Source organism: Pseudomonas sp. IT-P100 (assembly GCF_949767185.1).
GTDB lineage: Bacteria > Pseudomonadota > Gammaproteobacteria > Pseudomonadales > Pseudomonadaceae > Aquipseudomonas > Aquipseudomonas fluorescens_B.
In genome coordinates this window covers 695244-709646 of sequence record NZ_CATKQK010000011.1, presented here as the reverse complement: position 1 = coordinate 709646, position 14403 = coordinate 695244, and the positions used below count along the sequence as shown (strand labels likewise).

Below are 14403 nucleotides of genomic sequence, written 5' to 3'. Positions count from 1 at the left end.
CCCGCCCCGGAACGAAGGCGGCTTGCGAGCGTGGCGAGGCATGACGGGCATGCCTCGGTTCGGTGCGGCTTACGTTTTCAAGGCTTAGTTCTGTGCCGCCATGATTTCGGTGACAGCCCGGGTGTAGGCCTTTTGCGTGGTGCCGCCCAGATCACGCAATTGCTCCATCTTTAACAGCTCGCTCGGGGCGATCGTCAGGTTGGGATATTGCTTGAGCAGGTCAGCCGACAAACCGGCCATTGCGGCCTGGTTCGGGACTTTGTAGAGGATGTTTTCCGCCACCCAGGCGTGGTTTTCTTTGGCAAGCATGAAGTTGACGAACTTGAACGCCTCCTCCTGATGCTTGGAGCTTTTCAGCACGACCATGGTGTCCACCCAGAGGTCGGAACCTTCCTTGGGTACGACAAACTTGATAGCCGCATTGGCTTGCGTGCCGTAGTTGCACCAGCCATCCCACGCGTGCGCCATCAGCGACTCGCCGGACGCGAGCTTGGAGTAGAAGGTGGTGTCGTCGAAGGCGAGGATGCGTTTCTTGGTGGCGATCAACTGATCGCGGACGGCGGCGATCTGCTTGGGATCGTTGTCGTTGACCGACCAGCCCTTGGCCAGGAACCCGGCGCCGAGCATCCAGCGGTCGGTGGCGAGCATCGTCACTTTGCCTTTGAGCGCATCGCTCGGGTTGAGCAGATCGTTCCAGCTCACCGGCGCCGGCGTGACCTTGTCGGAGCGGTAGCAAATCCCGGTCGTGCCCCAGGTGTATGGCACCGAGAAATGGTTGCCCGGGTCGTATTCCAGCTGGTTGGCTTCGGGATAAAGGTTTTTCAGGTTGGGGACTTTGACGGGGTCGATATCGGCCAGCAGACCTTGCTTGTGCAGGACCTCGGCGAAGGGAGAGGAGACAAACACAACGTCATAGCCTTCACCGCCAGACGCCATGAGCTTGCCCATGATTTCCTCATTGGTCGCGTGCAAAGCCTTGTCGACGTCAACGCCGCTGGCTGCTTTGAACTTGTCCAGCGCATCCGGGGCCATGTAGCCGTCCCAGATCGAAATCACCATGTCTTTTGCACTTGCGGCCTGTGAAGCGATCGCCAGGGAAACGCTCAATCCCAGACACATAAGGCCTTTCAGCTTTCTCATAATACTCACCCGACGATTGATTATTGTTGTGTTCGAAGGCAGTACGGCGAAAAGATAAACGGTTTGACGTGTTTTTTTTTAGAAATTAGGACCAGCGAGAAAAGATGTCAACGCTTTTTTCGTGCCTGACGGCTCAACGGTGCATGGCATAAGATGAGCACCTGAGTCCAAAGCGACCAAAAGAGATAAGACGCTTGAGCACAACACCCGAGAAAAAACCCCGCACCAATCACCTGGAACTCGCCCGACGGATTCTGGAACACACCCAGGAAACCGGGCTAGTGGCCGGCGACCCGGTTGCCGAGCAAGCGCTGTCGCGTACCTTCCAGGTGTCTCGCACCCTGATTCGGGGCGCACTGAAAGTACTGCTGGAAGAAAACCTGGTGAGCCATGAAGCCGGCAAAGGCTATCGACTGCTCGCCGCACCAGGCGGCCAAGCCTTCAACGCGGCCTTGCCACAAGCCGAGGAAGAAGAACTGGCGACCTCGGTGTTGCGCGACCGCATGGCCGGGCGCCTCGGGGACAGCATCAGCATCAGCGAGCTGATGCGTCGTTACGACATCGGCCGGCCGGCAGCGCAGAAGGCCCTGCAGCAACTCAGCGAAAGCCAGGCGATAGAACGCGGCCCCGGCCAGTCCTGGCTGTTTCGCCCGTCGCTGAACAGCCTCGCGGCCCTCGAAGAAAGCCTCAAATTCCGCCTGATCCTGGAGCCGGAAGCGCTGCTCAGCCCCCACTTCAACGCCGATCCGCAACGCCTGGCACTGCTGCGCAGCGCAATGCAAACCCTGCTTTCAAGCCCGGTTGAACACTTCGACATCCAGCAATTTCGCGAGCTGGACATCAGCTTCCATGAACTGATCGGCCAGAGCTGCGGCAACCGCTTTATCGGCGACGCCCTGCTCCAGCATCAGAGCCTGCGACGCCTGCCGAATCTGTTGCCGACCGTCAGCGTGCACCGCCTGCAGGAAGCCCTGCGCGAGCACCTGCAAATCATTGCGCACATCGAGCGCGGACAACTGGAGATCGCTGCCGACCTGCTGCGCCTGCACCTGCGCCTGAGCGCTGCCCAGCGTCCGCAAACCGCCAATCGCGGGATTCCGCAGGGCCATTTGTTCGGGCGTCGCTGAACACTTTAAAAAACAGGATGATTTTTTTTATAAAATAAGACAGCATCCAATCATCTCAGGCACGGTGGGCTTTACCCGCCACGGACTTTCTTCGCCATGCACCCACACAAACTGATCGCCTTGTTTCCGGAAGCCAGTTTCGGCGCGGCCTTGAACTGCATTGGTATCGCCCAGTCACTGCGTGAGCTGGGAGCAAAACCGGTCTTTATCTGCCACGAACATTTCCAGGGACTCTTCGCCGAATACGGCTTTGACGAGTATCCGATTCCGCAAGCCAGTCCTTTGTCGGCAGCGGAGCACCAGCATTACTGGGAGCGCTTTATCGAGCGCAACATCCCCTACTTCGACCAGACCCCGCTGGCACAGATCGACAGCTATGTGGCGCCGGCCTGGGAAGCGATCATCGACACCGCGATCGAAGCGGAAAAGCCACTGCAACAGTTGCTCGGCCGCCTTAAACCGGACGTTATCGTCCTCGACAACGTGGTGATGTTCCCCGCCATCGCCAACGCCGGATGCCCGTGGGTGCGGATGGTTTCATGTGCCGAAACCGAATTGCCGGATGCCGCCGTACCGCCGTACTTGTCAGGCTGCCTGGCTGGCGACAAAGAGGCCCGCGAACGTTTTGCCGAGCATTACCGCAAAGCCGTCGCGCCGGCCCATGAACGCTTTTCGCAGTTTCTCGCGAACAACGGTACCGCGCCCTGCCCGCCCGGCCAGTTTCTTGTCGATTCACCGTGGCTCAACCTGTTGCTGTCGCCCACGCCGGTGCGTTATGAACGCCAACCGCCGCTGGACCCGAAACGCTATGTGTACCTCGACGGCTGCGTACGTCGCGAAGCGCCCTACATCGTTCCCGACTTCCCAAGGCACAACGACGCGCCGCTGATTTACATCAGCTTCGGCAGTCTCGGGGCTGCCGACACCGACATGATGAAGCGCCTGATCGGCACCATCGAACATCTGCCCTATCGCTTCCTCATCAACGTTGGCGCCTATCGGGACATGTACACCACCGTCCCGGACAACGTGTACCTGGACAGCTGGTTTCCACAGCCGGCCGTACTCAAGGAATGCCAGCTGTTCATCCACCACGGCGGCAACAACAGCTTCTGCGAAGCGCTGTACTTCGGCTTGCCGTCATTGATCATTCCTTACTGCTGGGACGGTCACGACAACGCCGCACGCGCCGAGGAAGTCGGCGTTGGCCGCTACTTGCCACGGTTTGCCGATCCGCTGTCCGCGTTACCTGCGGCTCTCGAACAACTGCTGGCGGACCAGGCGATGAAGCAACGTCTCGAATCGTTAAGCAAAAACATGCAGGCGACTCGCGGCACTGACATTGCCGCAAAGGCGATCATGGCGCTGCCCAACACTTAAGCTTCGCGCCTACAGGCATCACCCCCTGAGAATCATGAACACCTTGCGCACCGGCGTCAGGTTCTCCCAGGTCCCTTTGAATCCGGCGGCGACCACGAACGTGGCGCCCGTCTTGAACTCCTGGCTGACGCCCTTGCTGTCGGTCAACCGGACATGCCCTTCGAGCAAATGACAAAGCTCGTCGTAATCACACTCACAGCGCTCAAGGTGCTCGGGGGCCTCCCAGATGCCTGCGACAGCATTTTTCTCCGGCGCCATAAAGTGCCGCCAACTGCGACTGCGATACGGGGCGTCGACCAGCGCAGGATCGCTGGTTTCCAGCTCGACGACGGGCAACTCGGGGTTGGCGAAATCGATGATGTGATCGGGGTTGTTCATGGTCATGGTCATGCTCACTTCAGTTCAAGAATCAAAGCCAATCCCCAACGCATCAAACCCCTTGAGCAACCAGTCGCGGTGCCCGGTAAGGTCTTCGCGGGCCAGCGAGCGCTGCGCCAGGGAGACGCCCGCGTATCGCAAGGGCTCGGGTGGAAACGGGAAAGGCGCCGTCGAGGTCATCGCCAACTGCGTGCGCTCGGTCGATTGACCTTCGAGCAAATCGAGCATGGTCAACGCCGCGAAACGACTGGCAGACACGCCCTGCCCCGTGAACCCCTGGGCATAGGCAACGCGACCATCAGACGAAGTGCCACAGAACATGGTGGTGCGCGCAGAGGTATCGATGATGCCGCCCCAGGCATGGCTGAACGTGACGTCCGCCAATGCCGGGAAGGTTGATTGAAATTGCCGGGCCAGCGTCACGAAGCTGTCGGGACGCTGGGTCAACGCCTCATCGCGTCGGCTGCCAAAATGATAGATAGCGTCATAACCACCCCAGAGAATGCGGTTGTCCTCGGTCTTGCGCAGGTAATGAAACTGGTTGCCACTGTCGGCGATACCGTAGCGACCGACCCACCCGATGGCGCGCAGCTGCGAATCGTCGAGGGGCCGGGTCGCCAGGGCATAGTCATATATGGGAATGACCTTGGACTTCAGCGCCCCCAGCAACGGCGGCGCGATGTTGGTGCCGAGGGCGACTTTCGCCGCTTTGACGGAGCCCAACCCGGTCTCCAGCACTTGATGGATTCCGTCCTGGCGCAGGCTGGTTACAGGAGAATGCTCAAACAGCTGCACACCTTGCGCAAGACACACACGGCGCAATTCAGCGACCATCTTGACCGGGTTCAGCAACGCATAATTGGGCTCGAAAACACCCGCGACATAGGCCGGTGAATCCAGGTGGGACTTCAGCGCGTCGCCTTCCAGATAATCGCAGGCGATACCAAAGCGCTGGTAGTTGCGCTGCATCGACTTCAGCCCTTCAACCTGCCACGGCTGGCTCGCGACGTTCAACTTTCCGGAGCGCTCGAACGCTACATCCATGCCATAGCGCTGAAGATCCTCTTCAAACGCCACGAGGTTTTCCCTGCCCAGTCGAACCAGTTGCTCCGCTTCCCCGGGCCAACGTTTCAGCGCATTGGAAACGCCGTGAGAGATGCTCGGCGCGCAGAACCCGCCATTGCGCCCACTGGCTTCACCGCCGCATTGCCCGGCCTCAAGCACAACGATCGTTGCATCTGGCCAACGCTGACGCGCCATCAGCGCCGTCCACAACCCGACGAATCCGCCGCCCACTATCGCAATGTCACACAGCACTTCGCCGGTGAGCCTCGGTGCAGCAGGCGCAGAAACTCGCGTCTCCTGCCAGACAGGATAAGGCCTGGCATCTGCCAGGGATCGGTTCGCGGTGTGAAGCGTCATGCACTCATGCTCCGAAAAAATCATGGGCTGACGCTAAAGCAATCGCCGGCGCTTTCACAGGCACAACGATGCGGTAAACCTCGCAGCGGACACGGGCGGAAAACCACAGCATCTGGAATACTCGTGGCTTCGCCCTGATCTGTGCCATGGAGCTCGTTGTGGAAGCACTCGATTTACACACCACCCCCACCTTCCTGGCGGACCCTTCGAGCGCGCAGACTCATGAAGTTGCCGTGCGTTACCACCAGGCCTGGAAAAGACGCGACCTGGACAGCGTGATGGCGCTCTATCACCCGGCTATCGAGTACAACGATTTTTTCCAGAACCGGACCATCGAGCACTCGCAGCTGCGCGACTATCTCGCGGCGAGCATGCCGGTAGGATCAGAAGAGTTGCAGACTTACACCGATCGCTTGCGCATCGACGGCGACACCGCGTTCCTGCAGTACCGGGTGACACTCAATGGCAGCGACGGCCTGGTTTCATTTCGCACTGTCGAGGCGCTCTCGGTGAAGGATGGATTGATTGTTAAAGTCAACGAACATGCGGTATTGGTCAGCCAGGCGACCACTGTGATTCGTCCGGCATACAGTGCCGATGCCGTGAGTCGGCTGGGATTGTCTGCCCGTCAGGTCGGGGCGCTGTCCAATGATTTGCAGCAGTACTTTGAGCAGTCGAAGCCCTATCTGGATCCTCGGCTGGACCTGTCTCATGTAGCGGCATCGACGGGTTACACGCGTAACCAGATTTCGTTTTTTCTCAATCAGGTTCGGGGGCAAACGTTTTATGCGTTGCTCAATCAGTTGCGGCTTGATGAGGCGCTTGAACGCTTGAATGCGCAACGGCATGCGTCACGGGTTGACGATATTGCCGGTGCTGCGGGGTTTAACTCGCTGTCGACTTTTTATCGGTGCTTCAAGCAGAGGACCGGGTGTTCACCGAAGGTTTATGTGCAACGACTTGGCAAGGCCGGGCAGGTTTCCGACATGCCGTACCCGCTGTGCACCTGAATCCCTTTGGCCCGGTCGCCGACCTCGACCTCTTCATAACGAAGGACTTCGGGACCACCGGTTTCGTAGAAGCGTACGGCGTTGGCCATTTTTTCTTATTCTCCAGTCTCAAGTTGGGACGTGCTGCGTCGAATTGCGCTGATTGGACTGTAGGACGCCGTCTGGCGAGTCGCTTCTCATCAGACGACAATGGCTTTTCATTTCATGACAGAGGGCTGCGACGACGCCCTGTCTCGCACTGTCCGGTTATCGACGTCCTGGCCTTCCCGAGGGCGGCCCTGGCCACAGGTGAATTCGAGGCGTAAAAAAGCCCGCGCTGTGCGGGCTATTGAAATGATCCGAACATGGTCAGGCGCCAGATTCCGGATCGCTCGCCGGCATGCCGCGAGCCTCCTTATGATCTTCATCCTGATCCGGATTATCGACGCGACCGCTCGTTCCAGCGTCGGGATGCTCACTCGATACCGAGTTGTTGGCCTCCACGTCGGTCATATCTTCATCAACAGGGGCTCCGTCGTCCGGCTGCAACGGAATCCCTGGCTCATCCCTTTCAGGGTCATGGCCGGTTTCGTTGTCCGCCGTGCGCGTCACGTTCTGTTGGGATCTGTTGCCAGGTGCATTCTCGTCAATTTCCATGGTGACTCTCCGCTCTCACGCCCGGGTGAATCCGTGCTTAAACGTGAGAGAGCCACACCGCGCTCAAGTGCCCGGCATTGGACGAATGGCGAAAACCAACAACCCGGCACAGTGGCCGGGCAGTCAAGAAAGTAAGCCCACCCTGACCAGTTGCGGCCACTCAGCATTTCTCTGAAACAGCTGGCAGGGCGAACTGCTGCACCTTATTCGAGTGCGGCTTTCCCGTATATCAGCTTTTCCCTGATACCCGCCGTCAGCCTTCTCCGCACATGTCACGTACACGGAAAAGACCAATGCTGTGAACATTGGCCTTAGTCATTGAAAAATATGCTCGGGACGGCGTGATTCGAACAAACAGGCGTTGGTGCGAAGAATCAGGTCAATGCGACGTCGGCGCCAACACCCAAGCCTCGCCCAGAGCCCGTGACTAGCCCTCCCCGATCTCGCCTGCCAGTGACCAGCGCAAATCAATGCCACCAAACACTTTATTTTTTTATATACTATAATTTAGCAAACTGATTAATTAGTGACCAATCGTATGCCCGAATCAGATATCCAGCAGCTACACGCCAATGCCGATGCTGCCAGCCAATTCCTTAAAGCCCTGGCCAATCCGGATCGCTTGATCCTCCTGTGCCAGCTATCCCAAGGCGAGCGCAATGTCAGCGATCTCGAGTCACTGCTGGGGATACAGCAACCGACTCTCTCTCAACAGCTGGCAGTGCTTCGTCGCGAAGGGCTGGTGGAGACCCGCCGCGACGGAAAGCAGGTGTTCTATCGCATCAGCAGTCCCGCAGCATTGGCAGTCATCCAAACCTTGTATCAACATTTTTGCGCCGGAGAAATGTCATGAATGTCGACTGGCTCAACTTCACTCCCTGGTCATCCCTTGCCGGTGGCGCATTGATTGGCCTGGCGGCCAGTCTATTCGTCGTCGCCAACGGGCGTATCGCAGGCATCAGCGGCCTGATCGGCAGTCTTTTACAGCGCGGGAGCGAGGGGGTAAGTGAGAAAGCACTTTTTCTCCTGGGCCTGCTCATCGCGCCACTTCTATGGGGCTTGTTCGCTGCGCTGCCGCAGATTGAGTTCCAAAGTGGCTGGCTCGGACTGATCGCCGCCGGTGTATTGGTGGGCATCGGCACACGATACGGATCAGGCTGCACCAGTGGTCATGGGGTATGCGGCCTGTCGCGCCTTTCGCCGCGATCGATGGTCGCCACTGGGTGTTTCATGTTCAGTGGTTTCGCCACAGTGTTTGTCTTGCGTCATCTGCTGGAGGGCTGGACATGATCAAACTGACCGCATTCATTGCTGGCCTGCTGTTCGGCCTGGGTCTGCTTCTGGCAGGCATGGCCAACCCCAGCAAAGTACTCGCTTTCCTGGATTTAACCGGTGCCTGGGACCCTTCCTTGGGGTTGGTCATGGTGGGGGCCATTGGCGTGGCTTTTGGCCCGCTGACCTGGGCCCGCCGACAATCCAGCTCGCTGCTGGGGAGGCCAATGCAGCTACCAGTCAAACGTGAGTTGGACCCGCGCTTGATTGGCGGGAGCCTGTTGTTCGGCATCGGCTGGGGAATAGCGGGCATCTGTCCTGGCCCCGCAGTGGCCATTCTGCTGACAGGGCACTGGCAAGTGATCGTGTTCATGTTGGCCATGCTGGCCGGCATGTTGTTGTTTACTGCGCTGGAGAGCCGGCGCAGCCATTGATCGGGAGATCGCCATGAAAGCGAACATTGGAACCATTGACCGTAGCCTGCGCATTGTCGCCGGCCTGCTTCTCATTGGGCTCAGTTTGTCCGGTGTGATCGGCGCATGGGGTTGGATCGGTTTGGTGCCGCTGGCCACTGGCATTTTCCGTTTCTGCCCTGTCTACACCTTGCTGGGCATCAAGACCTGTAACCGTCGCTGAACGACGGCCGTTGCACACTGGCGGGCGCCTGAAGGCGCCCGTGGTGGTTCAGGTCTGCAGCGCTGATCACGATTCCTGACCAAAAGCCCATTGGTAGATCAGCACTCCACTTCGCATATCGAAAAGAGAATTCCATCATGAAACCCCATGTAGAAGCTTTTTTTGACTCCGCTACGTATACCTACAGCTATGTTGTCAGCGACCCGAATACAGGGCACTGCGCCGTTATCGACTCAGTGCTCGATTACGATCCCGCATCGGGTCGCACGTCTTGCAACAGCGCGGAACGTCTAATTGCCTACGTGCGGGAGCAAGCCCTTACGGTGGAGTGGTTACTGGAAACCCATGTACATGCCGATCATCTTTCCGCAGCGCAGTATCTAAAGCGCGAGTTGGGCGGCCAACTGGCCATCGGCGAGCAGATCACCGTGGTTCAGAATACTTTTGGTAAGTTGTTCAACGTTGGCAGCGAGTTTGCCACTGATGGTCGTCAATTCGACCGGCTGCTGAAAGACGGTGAGCGCTTTTTGGTCGGAGGGATCGAAGCGCACGCCATCCACACACCAGGACATACACCGGCCTGCATGACCTATCTAATCGGTGATGCCGGTTTTGTCGGCGATACGCTGTTCATGCCTGATTACGGCACTGCCCGATGCGATTTTCCCGGTGGCGATGCGCGAAAACTCTTCCAGTCCATTCAAAAGTTGTTCGAGTTGCCCGACGATACCCGTTTGTTTATGTGCCACGACTACAAGGCCCCGGGTCGAGATGACTACCGCAATGAAACCACCATTGCCGAGCAAAGAGCCCATAACGTTCATGTGCATGAGGGCACTGGCGAAGCAGATTTCGTTGCTATGCGCCAAGCGCGGGACGCTACGTTGGGCATGCCGACACTTATCCTGCCATCCGTGCAAGTGAACATGCGAGCAGGTAATTTGCCTCCAGCTGAAGGCAATGGCACTTGCTACCTGAAAATTCCTCTTAATGTGCTCTGAGTGGCTGACGTTAATTGACTCACTTAAACCTTCAGCGTCTACCAATGTCATCGCAGCCTCCCAAGGGTAGCTGAACGCTTCAGTTCGTGATTCAACTGCCTGCCAAGGCCATGCGCTGCAAACCCCGGCAGCTGAATCTATAAACGTACAAGTGGATTGCTATTGTTTAAAACTATTCTGAGCGGAGCAGTTTCAAAACTTGTTTGAACAAGGAGATTTGAATGTCCGACCTGAACGATCCACGCCCGCTCATGCCCCCTCAGCCCGTCCCCGTTGAGCGCGCACAGGAGAACCTCATTGAAGAAGCCGGTCGGTGAAGCTGCAAAAGAGCCCATACCCATTCCGTCACATTCCATGGCCTGGCATACCCTGCCTGCAGAGCAGGTGACGAACCTGCTTGAAGTCAATGCGCATGTCGGGCTGGCGGCCGATGAAGTTCAAGCCCGGCTTGACCGAACGGGTTTCAATCGCTTGCCAGAAGCAGTACGGCGACCTGCCTGGCTGCGATTCCTCCTGCAATTTCACAACATTCTGATTTATGTACTTCTAGGATCCGCCGCGATTACCGCGATGTTGCAACACCTGTGGGATACGGTGGTGATTCTGGCGGTGGTCATTACCAATGCAATCATTGGATACGTCCAGGAAGGCAAAGCGGAAAAAGCCATGGACGCTATCCGGCAGATGCTGGCACCGCACGCCGCCGTGATTCGCGCAGGCGAACGCTTGAGCGTTGCAGGCGAGAAGCTGGTCCCGGGCGATATCGTATTGTTGGAGGCCGGCGACAAAGTCCCTGCTGATTTACGCCTGCTGCACGCGAACAGACTACAGATTCAAGAAGCCATTCTTACCGGTGAATCCCTACCCGTAGAAAAACATACCAGACCAGTAGAGCTTGACGCTGCCCTGGGTGATCGTACCTGCATGGCGTTCAGCGGCACGCTTGTGACGTGCGGGCAAGCGACAGGGGTTGTCGTTGCTACCGCAGCAGCGGCTGAAATCGGACGCATCAGTACGCTGCTTGCGGAAGTAGAAACGCTGACGACTCCGCTGGTGCAACAAACGAACGTATTTGCACACAGGCTGACGATCCTGATCTTGTTGGTTGGCGGGTTGTTACTCGTATATGGCCATTATGTCGGGCACTACGAGTTCACCGAGATCTTCATGGTCGTGGTCGGGATATCGGTGGCTGCAATACCTGAAGGGCTGCCCGCCGTCCTGACCATCACGCTGGCTGTCGGAGTCAGGGCGATGGCTCGTCGCAACGCCATTGTTCGTCGTCTGCCTGCCATCGAAACACTCGGCTCGGTATCCGTCATCTGCACTGACAAAACCGGCACACTTACCCGCAACGAAATGATGGTGGCTTCGGTCGTGACGAACGATCTCGTCTTCACGGTCGATGGTGCAGGTTATCAGCCAATGGGCAGCATCAGCCTTGCAGATCAGCCAGTCGACAAGTCGTCTCACCCTGCGCTGGAAGAGCTGGGGCGCGCAGCCGGTTTGTGCAACGATGCCGTGCTGCGCCTGCATGAAGATTCATGGAAGGTTGAGGGTGATCCGATGGAAGGTGCCTTGCTGGCATTTTCCGGAAAAACCGGAATCGATCGTGATGAAGATCATCAGGCCTGGCCCCGCACCGACGCCATACCGTTCGACGCCAAACACCGCTTCATGGCGACACTGCACCACAACCATGATCGACATGCCTCTATCTACGTAAAAGGCGCGCCAGAACAAATACTGGCCATGAGCACGCAGCAGCTTGTAAACGCTCGCGAGACTGAACCGCTCAATGCGGACTACTGGCACGCACAGGCAAACGCCATTGCCGCCAAGGGGCAGCGTGTATTGGCGTTAGCAGTTAGACAAGTTCCACCCGAGCATACCGTGTTGGAATTCGAGGACGTGCAAGGAAGTTTAACTTTGCTTGGCATGGTCGGATTGATTGACCCGCCCAGGCCCGAGACAAAAAAGGCCATTCAGCAATGCCAGGCAGCAGGCATTGTCGTCAAGATGATCACTGGCGATCACGGAGGCACCGCCGCCGCTATCGGTCGCCACATTGGCCTGCAAAATGCCGACAAGGTGCTGTCTGGCGCTGACCTGGACGCCATGAGCGATGCCGCCCTCAAGGAGGCAGTCAAGGTCGTCAATATCTTTGCTCGCACCAGCCCTGAGCATAAGCTCAGGCTTGTGATGCTGCTGCAATCGAACGGTATGACAGTGGCCATGACCGGTGATGGGGTGAACGACGCACCAGCGCTAAAGCGTGCCGATGCCGGTATCGCCATGGGTGGAAAAGGCAGTGAAGCCGCCAAGGAAGCCGCCGATCTGGTGCTGGCCGATGACAACTTCGCATCGATCGTGGCCGCTGTGCGCGAAGGCCGGACGGTCTACGACAACATCAAGAAAGTGCTGAGCTGGACGCTACCTACCAACGCGGGCGAGACAATGACCATCATCGTCGCCCTGCTGCTCGGTATTACGCTGCCGGTGACGCCGATACAGATTCTGTGGATCAATCTGATAACCGCAGTGACGCTCGGCATCGCACTGGCGTTCGAGCCCACCGAAGAAAACACTATGCTCAGACCGCCCCGTTCACGCAAAGCGCCACTCATAGGCGGTGCTTTAGTCTGGCATATGGTGCTTGTTTCTATTCTGTTCCTCTGCGGCGTTTACGGTATTTTTTCGTATGCGCTCGACCGGGGCTACTCAGTGGAGTTGGCCCGAACCATCGCGGTTAACACGTTAGTCGTGATGGAAATTTTCCACCTGTTCTTCATTCGCAACCTCTACAGCACATCGCTTACCTGGAAGGGCATTCGTGGCACCAAAGTCGTGTGGATGACAGTCGCCGTGGTCACCTTCGCGCAGTTCGCCATCACGTATGCGCCACCGCTGCAAAAGGTTTTTGCAACCGAAGCGATCCCCTTCGTTGATGGCCTGCTGATCATCGGGGTGGGCGTTGCGCTCTTTGCAATCATCGAGATTGAAAAACAGATTCGAATCCGCCTGTCCGAGTAACGCGGGTTGCGAGCTGAATTGAATCGCTATACTCGATCATCTTGCACCGATCCAAGGTTCGTCCGTGGTGGTAGGAGGCGGTAAGTCAGGGGCACAGATTCTGTGCCAAAGTCTCAAAGGGTTCAGTCCGTCCTGTCTGACGGTTTCATATCGCCTCTGCATGCCGAGGCAAGGCGATAGAAACCAGAGCGGCCAGCGACACGAATGCGCTCGATATCCACAAGCACGCGCCCAACCCGTACATCTGATAAACCCAGCCCGAGAGCACCGTGCCCATCAGTCGCCCCATGGCGTTCGACATGTAATAAAACCCCACGTCCAGCGACACACCGTCTTCCTTGGCGTAGGCCACGATCAGGTAGCTGTGCAACGACGAATTCACCGCGAACAGCGCCCCAAAGAGCATTAATCCGCCGAGCAGCACCGCCTGCTGCGACAAACTAGTGTTCAGCCCGAGAGCGATTGCCGCCGGGAGGCCTGCCAGTGCAAGTGCCCACAGAAATGCCGTACGACCATCCGGTACGTGCCCACGTTTCTTTCCAGTGATGTTCGGCGCGAAGGACTGCACGATGCCGTAGCCAATCACCCAGGCTGCCAGGAACCCGCCAACCTTCCAGAAACTCCAGCCGAAGACACTACTCAGGTACACCGGCAAGGCCACCACAAACCAGACATCACGGGCGCCGAACAGAAACATCCGCGCCGCCGAGAGGATATTGATCGCCCGGCTCTTGGAGAGGATGTCGCGAAATTTGGGCTTGGCTTTGGCCTTACCCAGGTCCTTTTTTAACAGGATCAAGCTGCTGATCCAGATCAGCGCCAGGACACTCGCCATGGCCAGCAAGGCACCTTTGAAACCGATCAATGCCAGCAAGGCTCCGCCAAGAAAGAAGCCGACACCCTTGAGCGCGTTCTTCGAGCCGGTGAGGATGGCTATCCATTGATAAAGCTTGCCCTGCTGCCCATCGGGCACTAAAAGTTTGATCGAGCTTTTGGCGCTCATCTTGTTCAGGTCTTTGGCAATCCCCGACAACGCCTGCGCGCCCATCACCCAAGGGATGGTCAACAAGGCCGAGGGTACTGTCAGCATCAACAACGCTGCGACCTGCATCCCCAGCCCGATGTTCATGGTTCGGTTCAAGCCTAATCGCGCGCCGAGATAGCCCCCCACCAGGTTGGTGATCACGCCAAAGAGTTCGTAGAACAGAAACAACGCCGCGATTTGCAGTGGGCTGTAGCCCAACGCGTGAAAGTGCAGCACCACCAACATGCGCAGGGCGCCATCGGTGAGAGTGAAGGCCCAGTAGTTGCCCGTCACGAGCAGGTACTGCCGCACTTCCGGCGCCAGGGCTGACAACGATTTCATAA

At 57.7% G+C, this 14403-nt stretch carries 14 protein-coding genes; 9 read left to right on the top strand and 5 right to left on the bottom strand.

Features of this window, described 5'->3' with window-relative positions; translation table 11 throughout:
• Window positions 1-84: 84 nt before the first annotated feature.
• Window positions 85-1059 (bottom strand): spermidine/putrescine ABC transporter substrate-binding protein, encoded by a 975-nt coding sequence (locus ACM6IQ_RS11685; RefSeq protein ID WP_414878826.1) that lies wholly within the window; start codon window positions 1057-1059, stop codon window positions 85-87.
• A gap of 275 nt (window positions 1060-1334) precedes the next feature.
• Here ACM6IQ_RS11685 and ACM6IQ_RS11680 point away from each other — a divergent pair, with 275 nt between their 5' ends.
• Together ACM6IQ_RS11680 and ACM6IQ_RS11675 are read left to right on the top strand one after the other, a co-directional pair.
• Window positions 1335-2267, top strand: a complete 933-nt coding sequence (locus tag ACM6IQ_RS11680) for an FCD domain-containing protein (protein WP_414878825.1) — start codon at window positions 1335-1337, stop codon at window positions 2265-2267.
• Window positions 2268-2363: 96 nt separating this feature from the next.
• Complete coding sequence (locus ACM6IQ_RS11675; protein ID WP_414878824.1) at window positions 2364-3647, top strand: nucleotide disphospho-sugar-binding domain-containing protein; 1284 nt, start codon at window positions 2364-2366, stop codon at window positions 3645-3647.
• 18 nt (window positions 3648-3665) lie between these two features.
• Here the strand turns inward: ACM6IQ_RS11675 and ACM6IQ_RS11670 are convergent, their stop codons facing one another.
• Together ACM6IQ_RS11670 and ACM6IQ_RS11665 are read right to left on the bottom strand one after the other, a co-directional pair.
• Complete coding sequence (locus tag ACM6IQ_RS11670) at window positions 3666-4037, bottom strand: cupin domain-containing protein (protein ID WP_414878823.1); 372 nt, start codon at window positions 4035-4037, stop codon at window positions 3666-3668.
• A 12-nt stretch (window positions 4038-4049) separates the two neighbouring features.
• Window positions 4050-5447, bottom strand: a complete 1398-nt coding sequence (locus tag ACM6IQ_RS11665) for an NAD(P)/FAD-dependent oxidoreductase (RefSeq protein ID WP_414878822.1) — start codon at window positions 5445-5447, stop codon at window positions 4050-4052.
• 158 nt (window positions 5448-5605) lie between these two features.
• Here ACM6IQ_RS11665 and ACM6IQ_RS11660 point away from each other — a divergent pair, with 158 nt between their 5' ends.
• Window positions 5606-6457, top strand: coding sequence for a helix-turn-helix domain-containing protein (locus tag ACM6IQ_RS11660; RefSeq protein ID WP_414878821.1), 852 nt, complete (start codon window positions 5606-5608; stop codon window positions 6455-6457).
• 348 nt (window positions 6458-6805) lie between these two features.
• On the opposite strand, the gene ACM6IQ_RS11655 is transcribed toward ACM6IQ_RS11660, so the two are convergent.
• On the bottom strand, window positions 6806-7093 hold the full coding sequence (locus tag ACM6IQ_RS11655) for a hypothetical protein (protein ID WP_414878820.1): 288 nt from the start codon (window positions 7091-7093) through the stop codon (window positions 6806-6808).
• Window positions 7094-7631: 538 nt separating this feature from the next.
• Between ACM6IQ_RS11655 and ACM6IQ_RS11650 the strand changes: the two genes are divergently transcribed.
• From ACM6IQ_RS11650 to ACM6IQ_RS11625, 6 genes are all read left to right on the top strand, one after another.
• Window positions 7632-7946, top strand: coding sequence for an ArsR/SmtB family transcription factor (locus ACM6IQ_RS11650; protein WP_017337876.1), 315 nt, complete (start codon window positions 7632-7634; stop codon window positions 7944-7946).
• Window positions 7943-8383 carry a YeeE/YedE family protein gene (locus ACM6IQ_RS11645; protein WP_414878819.1) on the top strand — a complete coding sequence of 147 codons (441 nt, stop codon included), beginning with the start codon at window positions 7943-7945 and terminating at the stop codon, window positions 8381-8383. The genes ACM6IQ_RS11650 and ACM6IQ_RS11645 overlap by 4 nt, the downstream gene beginning before the upstream one ends.
• Complete coding sequence (locus tag ACM6IQ_RS11640) at window positions 8380-8799, top strand: DUF6691 family protein (protein WP_017337874.1); 420 nt, start codon at window positions 8380-8382, stop codon at window positions 8797-8799. The genes ACM6IQ_RS11645 and ACM6IQ_RS11640 overlap by 4 nt, the downstream gene beginning before the upstream one ends.
• A gap of 13 nt (window positions 8800-8812) precedes the next feature.
• Window positions 8813-9001 (top strand): DUF2892 domain-containing protein, encoded by a 189-nt coding sequence (locus ACM6IQ_RS11635; RefSeq protein ID WP_017337873.1) that lies wholly within the window; start codon window positions 8813-8815, stop codon window positions 8999-9001.
• Window positions 9002-9138: 137 nt separating this feature from the next.
• A complete protein-coding gene (locus tag ACM6IQ_RS11630) occupies window positions 9139-10002 on the top strand; it encodes an MBL fold metallo-hydrolase (RefSeq protein WP_017337872.1) in 864 nt (287 codons plus the stop codon).
• A gap of 354 nt (window positions 10003-10356) precedes the next feature.
• On the top strand, window positions 10357-13035 hold the full coding sequence (locus tag ACM6IQ_RS11625; protein ID WP_414878985.1) for a cation-transporting P-type ATPase: 2679 nt from the start codon (window positions 10357-10359) through the stop codon (window positions 13033-13035).
• 145 nt (window positions 13036-13180) lie between these two features.
• Here ACM6IQ_RS11625 and arsJ read toward each other — a convergent pair whose 3' ends face one another.
• Window positions 13181-14401, bottom strand: coding sequence for an organoarsenical effux MFS transporter ArsJ (gene arsJ, locus ACM6IQ_RS11620; protein ID WP_414878818.1), 1221 nt, complete (start codon window positions 14399-14401; stop codon window positions 13181-13183).
• Between the last annotated feature and the right edge of the window lie 2 nt (window positions 14402-14403).

Excerpts from the sequence above, each read along its gene's own strand:
- ACM6IQ_RS11655 (WP_414878820.1), bottom strand. The coding sequence starts at position 7,093 with ATGGAAATTGACGAGAATGCACCTGGCAACAGATCCCAACAGAACGTG.
- ACM6IQ_RS11625 (WP_414878985.1), top strand. The coding sequence starts at position 10,357 with ATGGCCTGGCATACCCTGCCTGCAGAGCAGGTGACGAACCTGCTTGAA.
- ACM6IQ_RS11670 (WP_414878823.1), bottom strand. The coding sequence starts at position 4,037 with ATGACCATGACCATGAACAACCCCGATCACATCATCGATTTCGCCAAC.
- ACM6IQ_RS11635 (WP_017337873.1), top strand. The coding sequence starts at position 8,813 with ATGAAAGCGAACATTGGAACCATTGACCGTAGCCTGCGCATTGTCGCC.
- ACM6IQ_RS11640 (WP_017337874.1), top strand. The coding sequence starts at position 8,380 with ATGATCAAACTGACCGCATTCATTGCTGGCCTGCTGTTCGGCCTGGGT.
- ACM6IQ_RS11675 (WP_414878824.1), top strand. The coding sequence starts at position 2,364 with ATGCACCCACACAAACTGATCGCCTTGTTTCCGGAAGCCAGTTTCGGC.
- ACM6IQ_RS11630 (WP_017337872.1), top strand. The coding sequence starts at position 9,139 with ATGAAACCCCATGTAGAAGCTTTTTTTGACTCCGCTACGTATACCTAC.
- ACM6IQ_RS11650 (WP_017337876.1), top strand. The coding sequence starts at position 7,632 with ATGCCCGAATCAGATATCCAGCAGCTACACGCCAATGCCGATGCTGCC.
- arsJ (WP_414878818.1), bottom strand. The coding sequence starts at position 14,401 with ATGAAATCGTTGTCAGCCCTGGCGCCGGAAGTGCGGCAGTACCTGCTC.
- ACM6IQ_RS11645 (WP_414878819.1), top strand. The coding sequence starts at position 7,943 with ATGAATGTCGACTGGCTCAACTTCACTCCCTGGTCATCCCTTGCCGGT.
- ACM6IQ_RS11665 (WP_414878822.1), bottom strand. The coding sequence starts at position 5,447 with ATGACGCTTCACACCGCGAACCGATCCCTGGCAGATGCCAGGCCTTAT.
- ACM6IQ_RS11685 (WP_414878826.1), bottom strand. The coding sequence starts at position 1,059 with ATGGTGATTTCGATCTGGGACGGCTACATGGCCCCGGATGCGCTGGAC.